Raw genomic sequence first — 25,014 nt, forward strand, 5'->3', positions numbered from 1 at the left:
TATTCAAGAAAGAAATCAATTAATAGAGATAATTAATGACTGATAATTTATTCCAACCTTATGCACTAAATGACACCATCACTTTAAATAACCGTATATTAATGGCGCCATTAACCCGCTGTATGGCCGATGATAACTTAGTGCCTACGGTAGCAATGGCCGAATATTATGGCCGCAGAGCAGAAGCCGGTTTAATCATTTCTGAAGCAACGATAATCCGTCCTGATGGTCAAGGTAATCCAAATACACCGGGCTTATTTACCCAAGAACAAGTCAATGCTTGGAAATTTGTCACCAAGACAGTTCACGATAAGGGCGGTAAAATATTTGCTCAACTTTGGCACACCGGCCGAGTTGCTCATCCTCACTTCTTTGAGCACAATAATAATGGCTCTAGTGACGTTTTAGCGCCATCGGCAGTAGGTGTTGAAGGCACAGTACCGAGAATGCGTGATTTAAACTATCAAGTGCCAAGAGCTGTTACTCATCAAGAGATTGAGCAGTTAATAGCAGACTTTGCTCAAGCGGCAAAAAATGCTATCGAAGCAGGTTTTGACGGTGTCGAGATTCATGGTGCTAACGGCTATTTAATTGACCAGTTCCTTCATTACGACAGCAACCGTCGCACCGATGAATACGGCGAAACACCAGAAAACATGACACGTTTTCCGTTAGCGGTTGTTGATGCGGTTATTGCCAGCATTGGTAAAGATAGAACGGCATTAAGAATAAGCCCAGGTGCCTATTTCTTCATGTCTGGGGATGCAAGAGACCGCCAAGTATTTGATCACTTACTGACTGAACTTGAACAGCGTGATCTGGCATTTTTACACTTAGGTATTTTTGATGATTCTATGGTCTTTGATTATTTAGATGGCCAAGCATCAAGTTATATCCGCGCCAACTACACTAAAACATTAGTGGGTGTAGGCAGTTATACTCCAGATACTGCCAGTGATGCCATTGCCGATAATAAGTTTGACTTAGTCGCAATCGGACGACCTTTTATTGCTAATGCTGATTACGTCGCTAAAGTGCGAGTGGGTGAAGATTTGGTTGAATATAATGCCGAAATGTTAACAAGCTTAATTTAAAGAATAGCTAAGCGAAGCATAACTTGCTTCGCTTTTTTTAGTCGCTTACCCTAAATTTAAATCGCTAAAAAATGTCCGTAATAAAGCCGTGCTCCAACCAGTGACTCTAGCTCTGCACTGCTAGGAAAAGTAGCCCACTTTTTAGCATTTTCTTCAACCGCTGCTTCATCTAACCAAACTAATTGCCAACAAATTTCTTCATCATTATCGGTCTTACTTAATATACGATGTGATATTAAGACGGCTCTTTCCTTGTTCATTTCTTCAAACAATAACTGACTTAATTCAATCACTCTTTGTTGATTTTCTTTACTAACAGAAAATACGGCAACCTCATAACAATATGACATGTAAACTCTCACTAGGTGATCAATCAATGACTTCACTTGGTATATCCATCAATGATGATTATAATCTCGAATAATTTTTCAAATATACAACGAGCTAAGATTAATTACTATGGATCTATTTTTACTTAAAAAAATTATTAGCGCGCTGATCATGCCGTTAAGTATCGTCATACTATTATTGGTATTAGCTATTATTTTTTATCAATATAAAAAGAGATTCAGTTATAGCTGCTTAATCTTGGCGACCTTATTATTAACGCTAGGTTCATTAGGTCCGGTTGCTAATCTAGTTATGGCGCCGCTAGAAAGCCAATACTCCGCGTTCACACGTTCAAGTAAACCTGTTGATTATATTATCATTTTAGGCTGCAAGCACACCACAGATGCTCAATTACCAGCGACTAGCGAATTAGGTGTTTGTTCGTTGCAACGACTCGTTGAAGCGATGCGTATCCTGCGTATTCACCCTGAAGCGCACTTAATTACCTCAGGTTATGCCGGCAATGACGAAACAAGTAATGCCGAGAAGGTTAAGCAAGCCGCGATGCTGTTGGGTGTTGCTGAGAGAAAAATAATTGTTGAGGGATTTGCGCAAGATACCGAAGAAGAAGCACAATTAATGGCGCCAAGGGTCAGTGGAAAAAACGTTGTCTTAGTAACTAATTCTGACCACATGCCGCGTGCAATTAAGTACTTCCAACTAGAAGGTATTAACCCCATCGCCGCCCCCGCAGGTAAATGGACCAAAGGAATGAATGACGAAAAATATTGGCAAGATTATATCCCTAAGCCAAAAAATTTAGAACAAACAACTCATGCCTGGTATGAGAGCATAGGCCGCGTGGTTCAGTGGTTAAAGAGCTAGTAGCGGCTTATATTGCTGTTATGCTGATACTGAAATACATTCAGCATGACGGTTTCTGTATCTGGTCTTTATGTTATGAACGACGAGATCCTGAAATAAATTCAGGATGACGGAAGGGGCTCATATGACCAATGGGGTGCATTCAGTATCTGGTCTTTGTGCCATGAAATACGAGATCCTGAAATAAATTCAGGATGACGGATGGGGGCTCATATGACGAATGGGGTGCATTCTGTATCTGGTCTTTGTGTTCTCCGCTGTCATACTGATACTGAAATAAATTCAGCATGACGGATGGGGGTTCATATGTCGAATGGGGTGCATTCAGTATCTGGTCTTTGTTCTATGAAATACGAGATCCTGAAATAAATTCAGGATGACGGATGGGGGCTCATATGACGCTTGAGGTGCATTCAGTATCTGGGCTTTATGTTCTTCGCCCGTCATGCTGAACTCGTTTCAGTATCTGGTCTTTGTATTCTCCGCCGCCATACTGATACTGAAATAAATTCAGGATGACGGAAGGGGGGTCATATGACGGATGGAGAGTCATATGACGTTCGGGGGTTCATATGTCGAATGGGGTGCATTCTGGATGACGTAGGGTTTAATCATTACGGCTGGGTATATTCTCTACGCAGGGTTATCAATATCAATAAAAACTGTCGGTATTGATAATTCTTTTTCAAGATGTTTTGCCAACGCTTTAGCGCCATAACGCTCGGTTGCATGATGGCCAGCAGCAAAAAAATGAATATCCATTTCTGTTGCAACATGGGTCGTTTGCTCTGAAATTTCGCCACTAATAAATGCGTCAATGCCCTGCTCTGCAGCAAGCTCGATATAATTTTGTCCGCCACCACTGCACCAAGCAACTGTTTTTATTTTTTTATTAGACGGTGGTGTAATATGCAAGCAATTTCTCGATAGTTGCTGGGAGATACGTGTACTCAGTTCATCACCTGAAATATGATGTGAGAACTCACCACGTACAGCGACACTTAAAGGATTGCCAACTTCTAGAGGTTGGACATTATTTATTTCAAATAATTGAGCAAGCTGAGTGTTATTTCCTAATACCGGATGAATATCAAGCGGCAAATGGTAGGCAAATAAACTTATATTGTGATCAAGCAGCGCCTTAATTCGTTGATATTTCATGCCACGAATAACATAAGATTCATTTTTCCAAAAAAAACCATGGTGTACCACTAAAGCATCTGCTTTTTCATCAATAGCTCTGGCAATTAACGCTTGTGTTGCGGTTACGCCCGTGACAATTTTATGGATTTGATCACTACCCTGAACTTGTAAACCATTAGGACAAAAGTCTTTAATTTGTTCAGGCTTTAGCAAGGCATTTAGGTGCTGCTCTAAATCATTACGATGGATCATTACTGTATTCTCTTTGTTAGGAACTTAAAAGTTAGTTAATTTTATGTGATGAATTCATACTAGGCACTTCTACCTGTTTAAACTTCGGCCTTATCGCCCATTTAGGCTTAATAGGTGTTAACGGGTGGACACGTTTTTTGGCCACTAAGACATAGATAGACCCTAAGTTAGGTAAGAAGTCACTGGCAATTTTTTGCCAAAGTTGAACAATTTTACCTTGGCTTAAACGTCCCGATAAAGAAGAATAAATAACTTTTTCATCAACTAATATTTCATAGCCCATTAAATGCAGCCAATCTTTCACTCGCATTGCCGAAAAAAAACGTTCGTTCCACGGAGTGTTATGTTTACGATAAGGAATAAATTTATTAAGTCCCGCTAAACTAAAAGGGTTAAAACCAGTAATAACTAAGTAACCATTAGGGATCAATACTCGGTTTGCTTCTCGCACTACATGGTGAGGGTCAAGTGAAAATTCTAAGGCGTGACTAAGTAAACAAACATCAATGCTATGTTCTAAAAAGGGTAAATCATCTACATCAGCAATAATATCGCCGGTTTGTTTTCGCTCGACTAAATTTATTTGATGTTTAATTGTACAGCCTGAGCTGTCAATATGACCACTGAGTGCACCAATTTTTAATAGATGATAACCAAAAAATTTTGGCCACCACGGCGCTAACACTTGTTCAATTTCTTTAACAATGACCTCGCCGTTTGGTAAAGCTTGCCAAGATTTTGGGTAATGGGGTTGTCGATAGCCCAAAGCAGGTTTCATCAGTTAGATACGCCTTTTTAGTTCGTTTACGGGTATACTACTTACTTTACCTTCATTGAGGACGATTTAACGTGCAAAGTCAAACACTAAAGCCAATTTTGATTACGGCAATCCCCGCTTTTACCGACAATTATTTTTGGGCAATAACCTCTCATGAAGTAAACGTGACCGATAATAAAACGCTAAAACCCGTTGCTCTGGTCGATCCCGGAGATGCTAAACCTTGCATTACTTATTTAGAGGAAAATAATTTACAGCTATGCGCTATTTTAATCACCCATCATCATGCTGATCATACCGGTGGTGTTGCTGAGTTAAAGAGCTACTGTAAAAATAAGAACTGGCCACTTACTGTTTACGCGCCTGAAAATGAAAAGATAACCAATGTTGATGTACGGGTAGTCGCTAAGCAAATAATCGAAATTCCTGCGCTTGAAACTTCTTTTGAAGTCATTGATCTCGCTGGGCACACCTTAGATCATATCGGTTATTACACTGGTGATGCTGTTTTTTGTGGTGATACTTTATTCTCAGGCGGCTGTGGGCGGATATTTGAAGGGTCACCAAAACAGATGTTGAGCGCTTTAACCCGTTTAACCGACTTACCCGATCGAACACATGTTTACTGCGCGCACGAATACACCTTAGCCAATTTAAAGTTTGCTTTAGCGGTTGAGCCAAATAACGCTGAACTCGTTCACTATTACAATCAAGTAGTAGAACGACGAGCAAAAAATATTCCCACCATCCCTAGTTCTATTTTACTTGAGAAAAAAATCAATCCTTTTTTACGTTGCCAACAACAAGAAATCATCGAAAGCGCTGTTGATTATAGTGGTAAAAACTCAATAAATACCTTAGCAACTTTCACCGTTATTAGGCAGTGGAAGAATGAATTCTAAGCCGAGAACACTTTGACTAATGTATTAGCCACGCTTGAATAAGCAGGCTAAATAAGTGAAACTAACCTTAAGTAAAATAATATAGTGCCTACATGAAATTTATCTTAAAAACATCAAACAAATCACCTGCTAAAAAATATACTTTTGCAAAAGCTCTACCGCTATCATTTTCTGTTGCTTTCTCGGTCATGCTAATGGGTTGTCAAGCGACGTCAGTGCAAAATAGTGATGGCGCTCAAGCAACAGATATTGGCCAACGGATGATCGCTAGCACTGCTGAAATTAATCAGGCGATATTAGCCGATGAAAACATTGACATTATTCATCCGGTTGCGGATGTAGAATTTACCTTAACTGACCCAGAAATTGTTGATGATATTTATGTATCCGATGATATCTGGCAACGTATTCGCACTAAATTTACCTTTGAAATTCCAGAAGATAAACGCCTTACGCAGCAACGCAATTGGTTTGTAAAACATCCTGAATATCTTGACCGCGTAGCAAAACGTGCTGAGCCCTTTATTTTTTATATTGTGCAAGAACTTGAAAAAAATGATATGCCGCTAGAAATAGCGCTTTTACCTATAGTTGAAAGTGCTTTTGATCCCTTTGCATACTCTCATGGTCGTGCTTCAGGTATGTGGCAATTTGTTCCAGGAACCGGCAAGCGATTCAATATGAAGCAAAACTGGTGGTATGACGGACGCCGTGATGTCATTGCATCAACACAAGGTGCGATTCAATATTTAAAATATTTAAACAAATTTTTTGATGGCGACTGGTTATTAGCACTCGCTGCGTATAATTCTGGTGAAGGTCGCGTAAAACGCGCAATGAAGAAAAATGCTCGTAAGAATTTACCAACAGATTTTTGGTCTTTAGATTTACCCAGAGAAACTAGAGCTTACGTACCAAAATTACTTGCGTTGGCCGATGTAATAAAACGTCCTGAAGATTTCAATATTAAACTTTACGAAATTGAAAACAAGAGTCAGATCACCAATATTGATATAGGATCGCAGTTAGATTTAGCAAAAGCGGCTAAGTTAGCTGATTTATCTTTGGCTGAACTACAGCGCTTAAACCCTGGATTTAATCGTTGGGCAACTGACCCTGATGGCCCTCACAGTTTATTGATACCAAACCATAAAGTCGCTAATTTTGTGAAGAAGCTTGCTGAACTTCCCCAAGAAGATCGTTTAGCATGGCAACGTTATAAAATTAAAGAAGGTGATAACTTAGGTGAAATTGCCCATAAATTTAATACTGATATCAAGTTAATTAAACAGGTTAATAATATTAGAGGCACACAAATTCGTGCGGGCAAACATTTATTAATTCCTGTAGCGACGCAGTCGCTCGACAGTTATGTTTTTTCTCAAAAGCAACGGACGGCGACAACTAAAAACCGTCAACGAAGTGGAGAGAAAACAACACACCTTGTCGTAGCAGGCGATACTTTATGGGATATAGGACAAACCTATAAGGTCAGTAGCCGAAGTATTGCAAAATGGAACGGTATGGCGCCACGCGATGTTTTAAAACTTGGCCAGAAACTGGTTATTTGGCAGAAAAGCGCTGTGGTTGAAGACAATTTAGCCAGCACAACGTCTTACCAGCCGCCAGAGCAGGCAATCATGCGAAATATCACCTACAAGGTAAGACGTGGTGATTCTTTCGCACGTATTGCCAATAAATTTAGGGTCTCAATTAGTGATATTGAACGCTGGAACAGTTTAAATCGCAAAAAATATTTACAACCTGGTCAAATGATAAAATTGTCGGTTGATGTGACTAACAATATTTAATCAATAACATTTGATGGTTAATAAAACGCTATTGACTGCAGTCTTTAGCGTTTTTTTTACATTAAAAACGGCTCTTTATAACCATATATAAGTTATTCAGCAAAATAGCACTTGATAATATTTTTATAGCTGTCACAGTGGCCCTATCGTATAAACGATTAATTTTATACGTACCTCACAATTTGTTAATAATTTAAAGGAGTAGCGCTTCAATGTGTTCGATCTTTGGTATATTAGATATAAAAACAGGTGCAGATGCACTTCGTCCGAAAGCCCTAGAATATTCTCGTTTATTACGTCACCGTGGTCCTGATTGGTCCGGTATTTACAGCAGCGAACATGCTATTTTAGTGCATGAACGTTTATCAATTGTTGATACTGAGCATGGTGCTCAACCATTATATAACGAAGACAAAACAAACATTCTCGCTGTAAATGGTGAAATTTATAACCATAAAGCCCTAGCAGCAAACTTAACGGTAGATTACCAATTTCAAACTGGCTCAGATTGTGAAATTATTCTGCCACTATATAAAGAATTTGGCGTCGAATTTATTGATAAACTTCAAGGCATGTTTGCTTTTTGTTTATACAACGAAACTGATAACTCTTACCTTATAGCACGCGATCATATCGGTATTATCCCACTTTACACTGGCTATGATGAAGACGGTAACTTTTATGTTGCCTCTGAAATGAAAGCATTGATGCCTATTTGTAAAACAGTGAGTGAGTTTCCTCCTGGCCATATTCTTGACAGTCGTGTTGGCAAGTTACAAAAGTATTATAAACGTAACTGGCAACAATATTCTGCGATTAAAGATAATACCACCAGTAAAACAAAAATTCGTGAAGCGCTAGAAGAGTCGGTTAAAAGTCATTTAATGACTGATGTACCTTATGGTGTTTTATTATCGGGTGGTTTAGATTCATCGCTAATATCGGCTATAACGCAAAAATTTGCCGCTCGCCGTATTGAAGATAATGACTTAGCTGAAGCTTGGTGGCCAAAGGTTCACTCCTTTGCTTGTGGTCTTGAAGGCTCACCAGATTTAATTGCCGCGAAAACAGTAGCAGACAGCATAGGCACTATTCATCACAGCGTGGTGTTTACTGAGCAAGAAGGTATAGATGCCTTACAAGAAGTTATCTATCACTTAGAGACTTATGACGTCACCACTATTCGAGCTTCTACCCCTATGTACTTAATGGCGCGTAAAATTAAAGCCATGGGTATAAAAATGGTACTTTCAGGTGAAGGCGCTGATGAAATTTTTGGTGGTTACTTATATTTCCATAAGGCGCCTAACGCACAAGAGTTTCATGAAGAACTTAACCGTAAGTTAGACAGATTACATAAGTTTGATTGCTTACGTGCCAATAAATCTATGTCAGCTTGGGGTATTGAAGCCCGAGTGCCATTTTTAGATAAAAACTTTATGGATGTTGCCATGCGCATCAACCCAGAAGATAAAATGTGTGGCAATGGAAAAATGGAAAAAGCGATTTTACGTGAGTCGTTTGAAGGTTATTTGCCTAAAGAGATCTTGTGGCGTCAAAAAGAGCAGTTTTCTGATGGCGTTGGTTATTCTTGGATTGACGGCTTAAAAGCGCATGTTGAGTCTCAAGTGACCGATCAGCAACTTGCAACGGCTAACTTTAAATTTCCAGTGAATACACCAGACAGTAAAGAAGCCTACTTTTATCGTACTGTTTTTGAAGATAAGTTTCCACTTTCCTCAGCAGCCGACTGTGTTATTGGTGGTAAATCTGTTGCCTGTAGTACTGAAGAAGCATTAGCATGGGATGAAAGTTTTCAAAATAATGCTGACCCTTCAGGTCGAGCGGTAATGAGTGTTCATAACGATAGTTACTAGCATTTATCCTTAAAATATTATAAAACCGATAAGTCTGACTTGTTGGTTTTTTTTTCAATTTTTTATCTCATTAAAATAATGATATTAATTTGAATACATAGAATTATAATTGTGTAGAATAACCAATAAGATAAAAATGATATAAATAGTACTAACAGGAAAATATTTTGACCAAGCAAATCGACCATAACATGCCGAGTATCACGCCTGATAAAGATCAGGTCGAGGCATTCAAAAATACTCGAACTTATTCTCCCGCTTCAGCTAATTCGGTTGATAATACATCACCTCAGCCTAAAATAGTAAAGCCACAAAAAACACCTAATTCGCCACCAATAAAAATAGCTAAAGCGGCTATTATTTTTATCTATTTATTTATTGCGGGTGCTGGCTATTGGCTTTATCAAGAAAATATTAAAACAAATGCCATTATAGCTTCAGCAGAGCAACGTATTGCCGACTTAGAGCACCAACTTTCCGCTACAGGCGAAGAAATGGGTGAATCTGCAGTAGAGATGAAAGTACGCATAGAAACACTCGGCAAGACCAGTGATAAACTGTGGGAAGAAATGGACAAGCTCTGGGCTTCTGCTTGGCGAAGAAACCAATCTGAAATTAAGACTTTACAAAAAGACAATAAATTATTGACTGATTTATCGGTAACTCAAGGTAAAACACTTGTGGCAACAAACGCCACAGTAAACGAGGTCAATAATAAGCAAGTAGCTACTGAGTTCTCAATAGACGCGCTAAAAGAAAAGTTGACTGAAAATATTAAAAATTTATCGCTGGAGTTATCCGCTATAGAGTCAAACTCTCAACGTCGTGATAAACAGCAAATAGCCCTGGCGAGTCGTGTCACTCAACTCAGTGAGCAGAATAAAAAATTATTATTAAAAGTTGAAAGTTTAGAAGCACTAAGCAACATACCTGCGAGAACAGCACCTCCTTTCGTTGAAGGTTCTTAGCACCGTAATAATAAGCAAGAGTAGGTTAATGACTATTTAATAACCTACTCTTACCTACCCCTTGTCGACTAAAATCTAAACTGACTCTCTAGCTCGCTTACACCTAAGCCACTGCATTTTTTAACTTTTATTTGCACAGGAATACGTTCTTTAAGCGTATCTACATGACTTATGACACCAATCATTTTGCCACTAGCATTTAAACTGTCTAACGCATCAAGTGCCACTTCGAGTGTATCGTTATCAAGTGTGCCAAAACCTTCATCAAGAAAAAGAGAGTCGATACTGGTTTTGGCGCTGACCAAATCAGACAAAGCTAACGCCAACGCCAAACTCACTAAAAAACTCTCACCGCCAGAAAGTGTTTTGGTGTCCCGTACGCTGTCTGCTTGCCATGTATCAAGGACTTCAAGGGTTAATGCCTCCGATTGTTGGCACTTAAGTTGATAACGAGCATGTAAGCGCTCGAGCTGTTGATTCGCTAAATAAACGAGATGAGCGAGCGTTAATCCTTGAGCAAACTTTCTAAATTTCGCGCCATCTGCCGAACCAATTAAGCCGTTTAAATGGGCTAAATCATCAACATCTGTTTGTAAAGCCGTTATTTTTTCAAGTAAACCTTGTTGTTGTTGGCGTTGAATGTCGTCTTGTTTTAATGTTTGCCCTAATTGTCCTAGTTGTATCTGCGCTTGTTTCAATTGCTCTTTACATGCTGCCAATTTTTCCGTGATCGCCAAGGTGCTAAAATCAGTAACACCTGCTTGTTGAATCGCAGCTTGCTCAATAGTCAATTGTTGAAGTTGTTGCTGATATTGTTCAAGTAGTGTTTGTGAACGCTGTTTTTCAAGGGTAATACTGTCTGACACTTGCTGAAACACATCTTGTTTATCAGGGGGTAATAACGCATTGATAAAATCAACTTCTTGCGAAAAATCACTTTTAGATAAGGCGTTTTGCCACACTGAAGTCAATAATTCAACTTCTTCATTAAGCTGTTTTAATTGCTGTTCAGCGCTTTTTAAAAGACCTTGTTGGTGTTGATGCGTTTGCATGCATTGCTGAAAAGTTTGTTGTAATTTATCAAGCTCATCAGCTACCGCATTACGCTTAGTGGTGATATCCGCTCTGACTTGGCTAATGGTTTTTTCTTCAAAAAGAGTAAAGCGTTGCTGTTGAGCTTGTTTAAGTTCACTAATCACTTGCCCGTGAGTTTGACTAACTTGCGCGTGGTCGTCATTGAGGCCATTGTGGTGTATTTGTGCAACAGCCAACTGTTGCTTTAACCCTGTAATGACCTGCAAGAACTGTTCTTGTTGTTGCAACGTCTGTTGATAGTGTTTTACTTGTTCGCTTATTTCAGTAAACCAAGTAGAAAAAATTTCATTACTGGTTAGCGTTTCAGTGTTTTCGTTAAACAACGCTGCAAATGATACGCTACTTTGCTCGGTATTTACCTGCTTGGCGATGGCGGTAATATCGGCTTTAAAAGCAGTAAGCCCTTCGGCCTTAATTTTTTGCTTTTGTGTGAGAAGAACCGTTAATTGTTGCAAACTTATTTGGACATTTTCTTGATTATTTATCAGCAGTAAAGCTTGGTTTTCAAGCGTTGATTTATCTTTTTCAGCAGCGACTAATTGCTGCTGGCACTGCTGTAAATGTTGTTCAGCCTTTTGAAGCCTAACGTTTGTGTTAACAAAATTTTCTAGCTTATTTTCTCGCTCGCCAATAAAAGACTCAATAAAGGCCAAATCTGCTATTGGACAATCTAGATCGAGTGGCTGTGCTTTTGAGTGCCATTGACTGAATAAAACTTGTTGCTCTGTTAATTTTTCTTCTTGTTGTTTATCGGCAACGCCAAGTTCCGCCTTAAGCTGAGCTTGTATTTCTGCTTGAGCCTTGCCTTGCTGCTCTAATTGTTTTAATTGTTGCGTTAACTGCTCAAACCTTTGCTGGTACTCAGACGATTCCCCCTCGGCTAATGATGAATATTCGTCAATAGCCGGATGCTCATTTGAACCACATAATGGACACGCTTGCTCGGGCTGAAGATTTTTACGATGTTCATTTAACGATAAAATAGTTTTTTGTTGATCGACAATAAGCATGACATCATCACGCCTTATCTGCACTTGTCGATATTGGTTTCTTAATTCAAGTACTTGTTCAGAAACGCGTTGATATTGCTGTTTTTTTTCTGCGTTATCGGCACTAGCATTAGCGACTTCGTTTGATAAAAAGTTAAAGCGACGAGCGCTTTCAAGGGCAGTTATTTGCTCAGCAATTTGCCCCTGTCGTTGTTGTATCTTGTTTTGTAAAGCTGATCGGTCATTCATCGACACTTGCGCTAGGACGTCGGTTATTTCTTGTTGATATTGTTCAAATCGCTCAATAAGACCATCTTGCACACTTTGCTGTTTATTGATCAAATTTTGCTGGGTTTCTTGTTGAACATTTAATTGTTGACGTTGTAAATGTAAGCTTTTTTGGTCACTCAGGATTTGCTGCACTTCATCTTCAGTGAGCGATAAATATTGATACTGACTTTGCCATAATGGCAGCTTCTCGGGCAAAAGTTTCAATATCTGATTATTGCTAATAAAGCCTTCATTTTTAATAAACTGTACTTGATGTTGTTCTTGCTCGTTAGCTAACTTGTCACAATTATTTTTTGATAATTGTTGAGCACTAGCTAACTCAACTAATTTATTGGCTGATTCTTCTTTTTGTTTAACCCAATGAAAGATTTTGTTATCCAGGGGGATCACTTCTTCAATGATCAGATTTTCAATGCGTTGATCGGCTAAATATTGAATGCCCTGCTCTTTCGTTAAGGCTTCATAGGCTTGCTGAGCGATAGTTGTTTGCTGTTCGATATTTTTACAACTATTTAAAAGTTCATTGTTACTGACCACTAATGATTTTTGTAATTGTATTTTTTGCTGATGTTGCTCGAAAACAGGTCGCAATTTCTCAGCCGGCTTAGCTAAAGCCAATAAGCGTAAGTCATCTTCGGCGTCGCGCTCTTTTTGTGCTACACACTCAAGTTGGTTGTTAACCACATTAATACTGTTATGGTTTTCAAGCGACTTTTGTTGCCAAAGATGTGCTTTTTGCCACAAATCATGTTCAGTGGTCACTCGTTGTTCATCATCACCAAGCGTTGCAAGTTGTTGAGTCAACGTGGTTAATTCTTCTGCCGATAATATAACGGTACCTTGACTCTGTGCTTGTAATATTTTTAAGTCGTTACTGGCATTTTTATGGTTCAGATAGACTTGCTGTGAAACCTGCCCATAAATTTCAGTACCGGTTAACTCTTCTAAAAGTTCAGCTCGTTCGTTGCTGGGGGCATTTAAAAAAGCGGCAAACTGTCCCTGTGAAAGCATCATAGATTTGGTAAAACGAGAAAAGTCTAAACCGGTTAAACTGGCTATTTCATTGCGCACTTGCGAGACTTTTGTTGCTATTATTTGATCATTATCTGCTGTCGACATTGAAATTTCAGCAAGTTCCGCAATCGGTTTCTGTAAATTCCCTTCAACACTATTTTTAGCGCGTCGTTGACTCCAAAAGGCTCGGTAAGCTTTACCTTTCACTTCAAATTCAACTTCAGCTAAACAACTCGCCGTATGGCGGGTCATTAATTGGTTTTGCTTATCTGAAATATTTAAACGGGGTGTTTGATGGTAGAGCGCCAAACAAATAGCATCTAATATGGTGGTTTTTCCAGCGCCTGTTGGTCCTGTAATGGCGAACAAGCCACTATTGTCAAAAGGTGCTTGGCTAAAATCAATTTTCCACGCACCTTTAAGTGAGTTGATATTTTCAAATCGTAAACTTAATATTCTCACTTAGTTTCACCTGCAACTTGAGATTTTTCACTGTGTTTTTCGCCTGTGGTATTTTGCTGTTGCACTTGCTCTAGCGTTTGCGCAAACATTTTTTCAAGTCGATTTTTTTGGTTTATCTCTGTGTCTGTTTGCCAATTTTCTTGCTGTAATCGCGTTGAGAACACCTCGGCTAAAGATAATTCATTTAAGGTAATTTTCTTTTGGCTTTCTGGCATCGACTGCCTAGATGTTTTACTGCGTCGCACCAACAAGACCTCTACCGGTAGTTCTTTGACAAGCGCTTCAATGCGAGGGGTTAAATCTTGTAAATATTCAGCACTGTTAATCTCAATATCAAGCCAAATTTTTTGTTCTTTCTCTAATGAGGTCTTAGAACTATTGAGCTCGCTAACCAGCTTATTGATATCTTCACTGAGCTGTTCTAATTTACTTTTTACCATCAATAAAGGTTGAAAACAGGGAATATCTTGTTCAATAACCTGACTCAGTTTTGCTTGTTCAAATTCTGCAATTAAGACTTTTTTAGTTTGACTTGCTTCATCAAAGCTTAAGGCTATTGGCGATCCGCAATAACGAATATGCTCAGATTTAGCAACCCGTTGACTGCGATGGATATGGCCAAGCGCTATGTAATCGGCTTGCGGAAAAGCATTGGCAGGGAAAGCTTCCAAGGTGCCAATATAAATATCGCGCACCGACTCACTACTGGTCACACCAACGGTGGTTAGATGCCCGGTGGCAATAACCGATAATTTTTTTTCATCATTTACTGAAGAAATAACTTCTGCTTGGGTAAATAGTGTTTGATAGTGTTCACTAATCGCTTGCTGCAATGACTGTTGTTTATCTTTAACAGATTGCCCCGCACTGCTGCTAATAATATCGCGCGGGCGGATAAAAGGAATAGCACACAATATCGCCCCTGGTTGACCTTGTTTATTGTTAAGCGTAATTACTTGCTGATTTATCTTATCGCTAACACTGGTGATCACCTGACATGATAGATGTGACAATAACTGCTTCGACTCACCAAGCATGGCAACAGAGTCATGGTTACCGGCCAGAATGATTAATTGGCAGTTTTTTTCATGCATATTAACAATAAAATCAAAATACATTTCTCGGGCATAGCTAGGTGGCGTGCCGGTATCAAAAATATCACCCGCAACAATCACTGCATCAATGTCATGTTCACTAACTTGTGTGAGTAACCAATTTAAAAATTTTTGATGCTCTGCAGCACGACTTTTACCGTAAAAATTTTGGCCTAGATGCCAGTCAGAAGTATGGAGAATACGAAATTTCATAAAGTTATCTTAAGGTTTTAAACCTAGGTGTGAGTTATTTTTCATGGGTTTTTATGGTTTTTTTCTTACCGACAAAGCGAGTATAAAGTTGCTGGTGAGCTAGCTTTGAAAAAGTATCGGTGCGTGTATCATAAGCCTTTATCCAATCGATTAGCATGGCTAAATTATCATCCTGAGCTTGCTTTGATGGATATTTATGCGCTTCCCACGGACGATTTTCAGCATGGGTAATGCATGTATTAATCGTTATATCTAAGTAGATAATTTCGTTAGCAAACGCTTTCTTGTTAACGTTGTCATGGTCTACTGCATTATTATTAATCAGTAGCTCTAGTAAGTCACTGTAGCATCCTTCTATTACCCAATTTTCATGTTGTTGAGTAAATGTGTCAATTGCAATGGCTGAATCTGACAGGCATTTTCTTTGCGGTGGAGATGTTGCCAGCCAGGCGAGCGTATCAAGATCTAAATGTGCTAAGCCTTGTTTTGCCGCTATTTTTTTAGCTAAAGTCGACTTACCTGCTGCAGCATTGCCAAAAATAAGGATTTTTTGCAAGTAGCTCACCTTTTGTCATATTATTATCAAAGGTAGTGTACCTGAACCGATGATAAAAAATTAGCGTTTTAATGCAAAAAAACAAGTTGATAGCGTTTATCCTTACTAACAACTAGCCATGATTTAAATGCGAATAAAGCTTAAGATTATAGGCTTAGGCAATAACAAAGGTTATCTGCTTAACTTGATTCGTAGCAAACAAGTGCCTGAATAAAAAGAGCGGTACTCTCGTATCGCCCTTTATCGACTTGCTTAAATATGACTACTTAAATGACTAAAAGCGATACGAAGCATTTAAGAAAAAGCTACGTCCATATAAATCATATCCCGATGAAGTCACCATGTTGCCACGGTTCGAGCCAGCAGTTAAATCAACTAACTCTGGCGCTTTATCAAAGACATTTTTCATACCTGCTGTCACTAAAAAGTCATCACCGGTATAAGTGACTGATGTATTAACATAAACCGCACTATCGGCAGAACAAACAGGCACCGTTTGTGGCTTACCAACTAAGTCTTCATTTTTAATAAAGACATCACATTTGGCCGTATCTCTGACATCATCAGCTGATTGAGTACCCGACATATAATTTGCCATGATCATCCAGTTCCATTCATCCATTGAAAAATTCAAGGTTGACACTAAACGATGCTCTGGCGTACCAAAATCTTCTAACAAGTCCTCAGATGATTCGCCTTTGAATATAGTGACTTCTCGTTCAGTTTGTAAGGTATATTGGTTGTCCCATGTCATTCTTACATTATCAAAGTTAGTCACGAACCGTGTATTAACATCAACACCTTTCGAGGTCTCTTCACCAATATTAATAAACGAGGTATCAATTAAATTTGGAAAATTAATCACGGGTGCATTACCACTGTTTCTTGAAATACGAGGGCAAAATGAGCTTTCCATATTAGGAGAATCAAAACAACGCTTTAAAATAGTCGCCGCACTAATTGTTCGAATAGTATCTTCAACCACTAAGCTGAAGTAAGTAACCCCAAAGTTAAACTCGTAATCCCCTTCAAACACCGGTGTCCACTTAAATGTTGCCGTAATATTTTCTGATGTTTCAGGTTTTAGGTCTTTAGCATTACCGCTTGAAGAGGTTGGGATACTGGGTACGCCACTCAAACCAATTTGAGTAAAGTCAGCACCTTGAGCACTACAGTTATCTAAAATTGTTTGTGAGCGATTTTCTTTAGAGGGATCATATTGGCTATTTGTCGTTAAAGATTCAGAGACCATACAAGGATCAGCACTACCACTTACACCTCCAAATTGGTTAGCAAGAAATTGCTCTCGTAAATTTGGTGCTCGAAAAGAGGTACCATACGAGGTGCTAAATAGTAAAGTTTCAGAAGGCTTGTAGGTAACACGTGCACGATTGGTTAATTCACTGCCAAAGTTAGACTCATCGGTATAACGAAGTGCCGCTTCAACTTCAAATAAATTTGCCCAGTTTTGATCGACCGCAATCGGTAATGATATCTCCGCAAAAACATCACTCACATCACGAGAGCCAACGGTTGCTCCTTCGGTTAAAGGATTCTCTGCCGCGACTAACCCTGTTGAACCTAGCATATCACCCGCAGAATCTATGCGATCTTTTCTGTACTCAAGTCCCATGGCAACGGTTGCAGCCGCACCTTTTTCAAAGTCAAAGACGTCACCGGTAACAAAACCTGAGAGCATTGATTGCTGAACAGTTGTTGTATTAATACGCGTACCGATTAAAAAGTCTTTTTCTGCTTGTGTAGCGAATGTACCACCACCGTAGCTACCGCCATTAAAGATAGATTCTGCAAAAAAGTCGACAGGAACACATTCATTGGCAGTAATAAAACCAATACCAGCTGGGGCATTAATTCCACAAATAGGGTTACCGGCATTGTCTAGACGCAATGTCCCTAAACTTAATGCTAGGTTAGTTTCATTCATTACGGGTTGAGTTTGATCACCAACACCGCGGTCGTATGAAACAAACACCTCATAACTCCAGCCCTTATTAGATAGCCAGTCACTGGTAAAGTCACCACGTAAACCAGTAACAAAGCGGAAGTGATTTAATTCAACCTCTCGTTTTTGTGGTAAGTCTTCTAAAGTCATGATGTGAGAAACATCATAATCTGGAAATGGGTTTAGTGGGTTATCAACTAAATTCAATGAGCCATCGGGGTTAGTGACTAAATTACCATTAGCATCTTCATGGGGGATATTAGCAGCTATTGTTGGATAAATTTGTTCAGTAGAAGCTAAGCTGGTTAGGTTACGATGGAAATAATAGCCTTCGTAAAATATTTCTTCATCACCACCAAAAAAATCAGGTGAGTAGCTACCATTTACCGCCAGAGTAAAACGAGTTACTGGTTGAATTAAATCGGCTTCCATACGGTCAACAGCATCAGAATGTGCCGGTGAGTATATACGGCGGTTAAATTGATCTGAACTGGTAATATCAATGTTAGGATCATTTGGAATGGGTAAACCAAAAGCCGAACTAAAACCCGGAATGCCAACATCAGATGAGCCAGGGGTGGTAAAAAAACCAATACCTGATGGATGCGGATAGGTCATCACTGGCGCGTTTGGATCATCCGCATTGTAACCGGTAATATCTAAGATAGAATTATCCCAAAAGCGGCTTGAGCACACCGAGGTTCTTTTGCCGTTGTCGTCTTCAAATATTTTACGAATACAATCGGTACGGTCTTTTACGGCGATGCGATCGCGCTCATAATAAGATGCAGAGAGGGTGAATTTTGATTTTTTACCTTCAAAACCAGTAATAAATGAGAAATCTTTTGTAGCGCCCCCACCGTGTTGCGTATCAGAAATATTTGCTGAAACTTCAAAACCATCAAAACTTTCTTTGAGAATAATATTAATAACCCCCGCAACAGCATCGGCGCCGTAGATAGATGAAGCTCCTTCGGTGATCACTTCAATACGCTGCACCATATTAACCGGGATCAAACTTAAATCAGGTTGTGATGGAGCACCTCGCACACCTGATGAGCCCAATCGTCGACCATTAATAAGAATAAGAGTTCGCTCTGGGCCTAAACCACGTAAACCAACATTAGATGAACCGACACCACCACTTGGCGGTGCCTCTGATGCATTAGAGCCACCAGAGTTAGAGTTATATGAACCATCAAATTGTTGACCATTTGCCATTGATGTATTTTGTAATAAATCAGCGACTGTTCTAACGCCAGCTTTCATTGCATCTTCAGCCGTGATGACATGGATAGGTGAAGCATTTGAAAATTCTGCTTTTTTTAAGCGTGAACCCGTAACGGAAATTCGTTCAACTTCTTTTTCTGCGCCAACTTCTTCAGCAAAAACAGGCATTGATAACATTGAAGTAGATACACCAGCAAGCAGTGCGTATTTGATAGCTTTCGCTATTGGGGATGCTTTTGTCATAATATTATCCTTTAGTTAATTATATTTATTTTTATAATTATTCAGCTAATTCCTTAACACTGATCACTCAAGTACAACTTCGTAATATCCTTAACTAAACGTAACTTAAGTTAAACTGAACAAACTAACATTAGCCTAAACGTATAGAATTCATACCAAAAATAGTAAACAAATTTAAAAGGTTTACTTTTTCTGTAAACTTTTAGCAACACATTGATAAATAAAGTCACTCTAAAAATGAGTTGTAATTTAATTGATAGCTTCACCACTGATTTATATTAAAAATTCACGGGTAAAGTTTTAATAAATCATTAAAGAAATTCTTATATCTAACTGATCTCTATCTGGTTACTTTAAGATGTTAACTTTTTATTTTTTCTCTTAATAATATTTTATTGAAAACAAACTTGACTGATTATTCCCCAAGCGTTATGTATAGTTAAAACAATAAAAGAAAATAATATAATGAAAATTATTCCTTTGCTACTTATGCCAGCTTTTTTAATCAATTGTGCTTACGCGACCTCTATTTTTAATAGCGACATTGAAAACTTAATTGCCACATTAAAGGCGCCCACCCCAGTTATTTCAGACTTGAAGCAACTAACGGATGAAATAGGCGCTCGCTTAACAGGTACTCAGGCAAATAAAAAATCGGTTAACTGGGCGCTGAAAAAATTTCATGAAGCGGGTGTTACCGCTAAAAAAGAAAGTTTTACTATGCCAAGAGCTTGGTCTGAGAAAACGATTAGCGCTAAAGTCTTTAATAGCCAAATAAATTTTTCACCTCGTATTGTTGCTATGCCTTTTACTAAAAAAACCCATTATCGAGGCCTGAGCGCTAAAATCGTCAATCTGAATAAAGGTAGCGTGGCAGATTTTGAAAAAATGAATATTGACCATTACTTAGCAGATAAGTGGTTACTTATTGAAACCGATATTTTGGATGATGAACGCGGCATCTCAGGCCTTTTTCAAGAGTATAACAATGCGGTCATCATCGAAGAACAAGCGTTAGCGGTCAAAGCCACAGGTATTATTTATATGTCTTCTCGGCCAAAAAACCTCTTGTACCGCCACTTACCTAGCTCAGGGGTTGATAATAAATTAGCCATTGTTGTTATGGAAAGGGAAAGTGCCCTTCGCACTCAACGCCTACTGAACTCAGGTGAATCACTAAAATTAACAGCGAAAATAAATATATTAGGTGAAAAGCCTTATCAAGCTAATAATGTTGTTGCTGAAATAAAAGGTGACACCTATCCCGATGAGATTGTCTTAATTGGTGCTCATATTGATTCTTTTGATTTGGGTACTGGCGCTCTTGATAATGGCGCTAATGTTAGTCTAGTGATAGATCTTGCTCGTCAAATCACTAAGCTTGCTATAACACCTAAGCGTACTATTCGCTTTGTACTCTTTAACGGCGAAGAACAAGGTATGTACGGTTCTTGGGGGTACACTCAAACACATAGAGACGAGTTAGATAATCATGTCTTAGCCGCAACCATAGACATTGGCACCGGTGCTATTACTGGTTTTTTTATTAATGGTCGTGAAGAAATTAGAGCAACCATCGACAGTGTTTTGCATCCCGACACTGAATTGGGTTCATTTAGCCAAATAATCGATCCGGTTGTTGGCACTGACAATTATGACTTTATGATGCAAGGTATCGCAAACCTTGTGGCTAACCAAGCAGACGCTAACTATGCATCTAATTATCATGCTCAATCAGACACCTTTGAAAAAGTAGACCAACAACAATTAAAATTGAACGCCGCTATTATGGGGGCAACTATTTTAGGTATTGCTAACCTTGACCAGATCCCTTGGCAACGTCAAACCTCAGAGCAAGTGGTAAAAATGGTTGAGAAATATAACCTTGAACAAGCGATGAAAACCTTTGGTTTACAACAAAGCTGGCAAGAAAACAAACGTGGTATTCAACACTAAAAGCTCGTCAACTTGTTTTAAATACTTTTCGCCGCTCGATAGCAATATCTAGCGGTTTTTTGTTGATAGAGGAAAAAAACTCATTCTACGACAGTAGAAAGCGGCTATATCGATGATATTGTCTCTTATCAAGGAAGGGGATAAATACTCATCTATTTAGTTATTAACTTGATAAGTGGCCAAGTACTTTACTACAAGCTAAAACTTCTTTATCTACTCTAGCGTGCTTTAAGCGCCTTTTTCTAAAATAAAGGTCGTTTTTTTATTAATATTATCTATACTCCATCAAAATGTTATTAATGGAGTAATAATATGAAAAGAATGCCAACTGCTCTGGTAAAAACTTGGTTATTTCTGCTTAAAAGTAAAGACCCCAAACTCGCAAGACAAAAATTCATTGCTTATCAAAAAATCAAAAAATCATTCGGCAGTGCTGACCTAGCACAGTTATATCTTGAACAAGATAGGGATAATGACATCGAAGTCGTTATTATTTAAACAAAAAAAATGAGCATGTGCTAACACCAACTCACTTTTTATCAAGCCTGATATATTTATTTGAATATTTACATTTGTTTATCAAGCCGTACAGAGCCATTTTCCAAATAAATGAGGCGGATAGCGTCATTACGTTGAAAAATCATTCTTGAGTCTAAGTATTGTATGACCATAAACTCCTTACCCTGGTCAGTTTTTATCATTAATTCAACTAAATGAAGCGTCTTACGGTGGTATTGTGGGTTTTTATTATTGGCCATAGAACCGCCTAATAAAGCACCAAGGACAGTAGCAACATCTCGGCCACTACCACTACCAAATTGATTGCCAACCGCACCACCAATAAGCGCACCACCAAAAACTTTCCAGCCTTTGTCTTTATCTTCGATAAGTTCTACTTCAGTAATATTTCTAACCGATTGTACTTTTCCAAAGAGAACTTTTTCGACAGGTACGGCTTTGTTTCTGTCATATTGCGCATTCACTATTGGACTTAATAAAATCGTTAATAGGCACAAACAAGAAAATAGCTTTGTTTTCATGATCTCCCCCTAAATATTGAATATCAGCTCTTACCAACCCACTGATGCTTTAACTTTAGTTTTGCGAATTTCAGTTTCGTCAGCCCATTCAACTAAGCCACTTTCTAAATCCATTAAACGTAGTGTAAATTTATAATAGACATCAGACTTGTCTTTGTTAGATTTTACAATACTTGATAAGTTCCCATAAAGCATATACTCAGCGCCAACTTGCTTACCAAATTGCACAGCTTTATTGGTGTCAACCATACCACTGTCTTGTTGAAATTTTATTTGTTCACGAGCCGCTTCTACTCGCGCCATATCAACAAAGCGAAACTTGCCTGAACGTAGTAACTTTGTGGAAATTGAATCAGTAATTGATTCAGTATCAATATGTTCGCTGGTTTTATTTTTTAGGCGCTCAACGAACATGATCGGACGTTTATTTTGCGTTAACGTACCTACAACTGGCGACAATAATAGCGAGTCAGTCATTTCTCCAGCAACTTTTTGTAAGTCAGTAGAGCCAAAGTTAATATCGGTCGTCTCAACCGCTGTCGCATCACCGTAGCGAACAACTGACTTTTGTGCACAACCCGCCACAAGGGTAATAGCTAAACCAACAGTAGTAGCAATCATTAATTTTTTCATAAGTACTTCCTTAATATATAACGTAATAAATTTTAATATTTAATATCTATAAGCTTTTTCTGGGATTTCTCTCACATAAACAGTGAACGAAGCAACCTGTTCATTCGGTGCGAGTCCACTTAAGCTTGTTGACTGAAAACCATGTAATTCAAGTGGCTTCCAGGGTGTTTTTCGTGATTCAATCACAAATCCTTGCGCATCAAACCAGTTAAAGTGGTATTGCAATTTCAATGACTTTTTATAGGTACTGTTAAGCTGTAGGTTTATTTCTAGTAAACCATTGGTTTTTCTTGATTTTACATCAATAATTTTTAGCTGTTGTGCTAATTTAGGGTTATGGACCTCTAAATGCTTCGAAAACTCATCACCTTGTGTCATCGCACTGGTGCCGATACCCGAGGTTATTGGCGCAGCGCAACCCAGAAAAAATATTGAGCTGAACACGGTAATAGCTGAAATTCTTATAAAATAATGCATATTTTTATCCTTACAAATTTATAGTTTGATAACCGGTAAAGTTACCCAGAGCGGTAAAATTAATGAGCGTTGTTCTATTTTCTGCTACGTCAATGTCAACGACCTGCTGTTTACCAGCATATGAAATCATCAATTTTTTCTGACCTACCACAACATTATCCAACCTCATTATTTGCACATTATCGGGCAAACTTGACCAACTGCGAGTATCGGCTTTTTCTGAAGCAATATTATAAAGGCTGGCTAAAATATTACCGACATCGCCACCCGACTTGCTCAAATTCTGACGTATCTGCTCTTTGGCGACTAAACGTATCGCTTGTCTTGTTACCAAACCCGGCAATTTTTCTTTTAAGTCTTTGCTTGCTAAAGACTGAAGCCTGACAATTTCTTGCGAAAGGTAACTTTTTTCATCAATACTGATACTCAAAGGTATTAATGCCGGTAAGCGCCCTCGATAAACAGGTAAAGCAAAAGTGAAAAATTTAAAATCTGAGCGAGTATTAAAGATAGGTAAATTTAAACTTGCTTCTTCTTTTGCACTAACAATTCCTTGTTCAAAAATAACAACTATTTGACCTGTGTTTGTTTTATTTTGTCCTTGATAGCGGCCAAACCTTTGCTCAAAGCGGGCAAGCTCTTCATTCATATCTAGCTTATTGGCTAATCGCAAGACATCTTGTTGCAGAAACGTATTATTGGGATATATTTCTAGCGCTCGCTTATAGTCAATATAGGCATCATCAAACTTTTTAGCTGTTTCATACAATAAACCCGAAAGATAAAAAGTATAAGCATTTTGAAAACTGTTTTTTAGATCGCCAATCAGGTTATCCATTGATGGGAAGTTCTCATATAATTTATTACTGTTGATGCCTTTTTCGGCCATTTCTTCTTCAGCTTTGTAGAGTTCAGCTTGATTAGTTTTTAATGCACGTTCTTGCACTAAATTAGCTCTGCGCACTTCAACCAAAGCGCCCTCTAAACTCCCTTGATATAAATAATTTAGCGCTTGATAAGAATGCAACATACCTTGCTCGTATGAAGGTATTTCATAGCCAATAGCATTGTCATTAGTCACCACCGCACTGACTTTTTTCAAGCCACTGCTTATTTGTATTTTCGCTGCTTGCTCTTCAGCCTGAACTTGTTGGTAGGCTAATTCAAAACTTTTTTGACTCGCCAGCCAATCATGAGAAAGAAACTGTAAACGGGCTTTTTCTAGTTGGCTCAAGGCATAATTATTATGCTGGCGATTAACCGAGATAACTGATGTAGTAGCAACAACGAAATCACCTCTTAACTGAGCTGAACGAGATTCTTGCATCTGTTGACTGTAACCAAAAAACAAATCACTCATGCCTATAGATGTACAGCCAACAAGCGTCGCTACTGAAAACATAAGACAAAATTTTATTAATAACTGTTTACACATAAAATTTTCAAGTAACCCTTAATGATGAAGACATTATAACACTTTACTAGCTAAGCCTGCGCTTGATTCGCTAGATGTAAAATTAATACGAAACAGCCCAATAGGCAATACAATAATTGTGAGTAAATTGTAAGAATTTTGTAATGTTCTGAGAGTGTTAACCGTTAGCAAAGCTTAATTGCCCTATTATTGACATATTTGGTCAGTACTTTGCCCTAATACCGCCCCCGCTAACGCTCAATGCTTTGCTTTAATATCATCTACTACTTACACAAAAGAGCAA

Annotated in this window: 19 protein-coding genes; 8 read left to right on the forward strand and 11 right to left on the reverse strand. The window is 38.5% G+C overall.

Going from position 1 to position 25,014, the window contains the following annotated elements; all coding sequences use genetic code 11:
- Positions 1–35: 35 nt before the first annotated feature.
- Entirely contained in the window at positions 36–1,094 is a 1,059-nt protein-coding gene (locus H4J70_RS13470) for an alkene reductase (RefSeq protein ID WP_182251278.1), read from the forward strand.
- A gap of 56 nt (positions 1,095–1,150) precedes the next feature.
- On the opposite strand, the gene H4J70_RS13475 is transcribed toward H4J70_RS13470, so the two are convergent.
- Positions 1,151–1,444, reverse strand: coding sequence for a hypothetical protein (locus H4J70_RS13475; RefSeq protein ID WP_182222144.1), 294 nt, complete (start codon positions 1,442–1,444; stop codon positions 1,151–1,153).
- Positions 1,445–1,553: 109 nt separating this feature from the next.
- Here H4J70_RS13475 and H4J70_RS13480 point away from each other — a divergent pair, with 109 nt between their 5' ends.
- Entirely contained in the window at positions 1,554–2,309 is a 756-nt protein-coding gene (locus H4J70_RS13480; protein WP_182222145.1) for an ElyC/SanA/YdcF family protein, read from the forward strand.
- Between the two features lie 633 nt (positions 2,310–2,942).
- Here the strand turns inward: H4J70_RS13480 and H4J70_RS13485 are convergent.
- A complete protein-coding gene (locus tag H4J70_RS13485) occupies positions 2,943–3,704 on the reverse strand; it encodes a Nif3-like dinuclear metal center hexameric protein (protein ID WP_220470388.1) in 762 nt (253 codons plus the stop codon).
- Positions 3,705–3,735: 31 nt separating this feature from the next.
- Positions 3,736–4,482 carry a class I SAM-dependent methyltransferase gene (locus H4J70_RS13490; protein WP_182222146.1) on the reverse strand — a complete coding sequence of 249 codons (747 nt, stop codon included), beginning with the start codon at positions 4,480–4,482 and terminating at the stop codon, positions 3,736–3,738.
- Between the two features lie 71 nt (positions 4,483–4,553).
- Between H4J70_RS13490 and gloB the strand changes: the two genes are divergently transcribed.
- The 4 genes from gloB (at position 4,554) to H4J70_RS13510 (ending at position 10,040) form a co-directional block, all read left to right on the forward strand.
- Positions 4,554–5,384, forward strand: coding sequence for a hydroxyacylglutathione hydrolase (gene gloB / locus H4J70_RS13495; protein ID WP_310733526.1), 831 nt, complete (start codon positions 4,554–4,556; stop codon positions 5,382–5,384).
- Positions 5,385–5,476: 92 nt separating this feature from the next.
- Positions 5,477–7,195, forward strand: coding sequence for a LysM peptidoglycan-binding domain-containing protein (locus H4J70_RS13500; protein ID WP_182251279.1), 1,719 nt, complete (start codon positions 5,477–5,479; stop codon positions 7,193–7,195).
- 212 nt (positions 7,196–7,407) lie between these two features.
- Positions 7,408–9,072, forward strand: a complete 1,665-nt coding sequence (asnB, locus tag H4J70_RS13505; protein WP_182241826.1) for an asparagine synthase B — start codon at positions 7,408–7,410, stop codon at positions 9,070–9,072.
- Positions 9,073–9,239: 167 nt separating this feature from the next.
- Entirely contained in the window at positions 9,240–10,040 is an 801-nt protein-coding gene (locus tag H4J70_RS13510) for a hypothetical protein (RefSeq protein ID WP_182251280.1), read from the forward strand.
- Between the two features lie 68 nt (positions 10,041–10,108).
- Here H4J70_RS13510 and H4J70_RS20910 read toward each other — a convergent pair whose 3' ends face one another.
- The 4 genes from H4J70_RS20910 to H4J70_RS13530 form a co-directional block, all read right to left on the reverse strand.
- On the reverse strand, positions 10,109–13,891 hold the full coding sequence (locus H4J70_RS20910) for an AAA family ATPase (RefSeq protein WP_182251281.1): 3,783 nt from the start codon (positions 13,889–13,891) through the stop codon (positions 10,109–10,111).
- On the reverse strand, positions 13,888–15,198 hold the full coding sequence (gene sbcD, locus H4J70_RS13520; RefSeq protein WP_182251282.1) for an exonuclease subunit SbcD: 1,311 nt from the start codon (positions 15,196–15,198) through the stop codon (positions 13,888–13,890). The genes H4J70_RS20910 and sbcD overlap by 4 nt, the downstream gene beginning before the upstream one ends.
- Positions 15,199–15,232: 34 nt before the next feature.
- The gene (locus H4J70_RS13525; RefSeq protein WP_182214319.1) at positions 15,233–15,754 is read right to left on the reverse strand and encodes a shikimate kinase; all 522 of its coding nucleotides are present in this window, start codon (positions 15,752–15,754) and stop codon (positions 15,233–15,235) included.
- 274 nt (positions 15,755–16,028) lie between these two features.
- Positions 16,029–19,190: a TonB-dependent receptor domain-containing protein gene (locus H4J70_RS13530; RefSeq protein WP_182214317.1), complete on the reverse strand. Its 3,162-nt coding sequence runs from the start codon at positions 19,188–19,190 to the stop codon at positions 16,029–16,031.
- Between the two features lie 465 nt (positions 19,191–19,655).
- On the opposite strand from H4J70_RS13530, the gene H4J70_RS13535 reads away from it, so the two are divergent.
- Positions 19,656–21,146: a M28 family peptidase gene (locus H4J70_RS13535; RefSeq protein WP_182251283.1), complete on the forward strand. Its 1,491-nt coding sequence runs from the start codon at positions 19,656–19,658 to the stop codon at positions 21,144–21,146.
- 312 nt (positions 21,147–21,458) lie between these two features.
- Positions 21,459–21,644: a hypothetical protein gene (locus tag H4J70_RS13540; protein ID WP_182214313.1), complete on the forward strand. Its 186-nt coding sequence runs from the start codon at positions 21,459–21,461 to the stop codon at positions 21,642–21,644.
- 68 nt (positions 21,645–21,712) lie between these two features.
- On the opposite strand, the gene H4J70_RS13545 is transcribed toward H4J70_RS13540, so the two are convergent.
- From H4J70_RS13545 to H4J70_RS13560, 4 genes are read right to left on the reverse strand one after another with little or no spacing between them, the layout of a single operon-like run.
- On the reverse strand, positions 21,713–22,186 hold the full coding sequence (locus H4J70_RS13545; RefSeq protein WP_182214311.1) for a glycine zipper 2TM domain-containing protein: 474 nt from the start codon (positions 22,184–22,186) through the stop codon (positions 21,713–21,715).
- A 30-nt stretch (positions 22,187–22,216) separates the two neighbouring features.
- Complete coding sequence (gene lpoB, locus H4J70_RS13550) at positions 22,217–22,819, reverse strand: penicillin-binding protein activator LpoB (protein ID WP_070376678.1); 603 nt, start codon at positions 22,817–22,819, stop codon at positions 22,217–22,219.
- A 39-nt stretch (positions 22,820–22,858) separates the two neighbouring features.
- A complete protein-coding gene (locus H4J70_RS13555; RefSeq protein ID WP_182203657.1) occupies positions 22,859–23,296 on the reverse strand; it encodes a YcfL family protein in 438 nt (145 codons plus the stop codon).
- A 10-nt stretch (positions 23,297–23,306) separates the two neighbouring features.
- Positions 23,307–24,698 (reverse strand): COG3014 family protein, encoded by a 1,392-nt coding sequence (locus tag H4J70_RS13560; RefSeq protein WP_220470389.1) that lies wholly within the window; start codon positions 24,696–24,698, stop codon positions 23,307–23,309.
- Positions 24,699–25,014 lie beyond the last annotated feature (316 nt).

Source organism: Colwellia sp. BRX8-9 (assembly GCF_014077245.1).
Taxonomy (GTDB): Bacteria; Pseudomonadota; Gammaproteobacteria; order Enterobacterales; family Alteromonadaceae; genus Colwellia_A.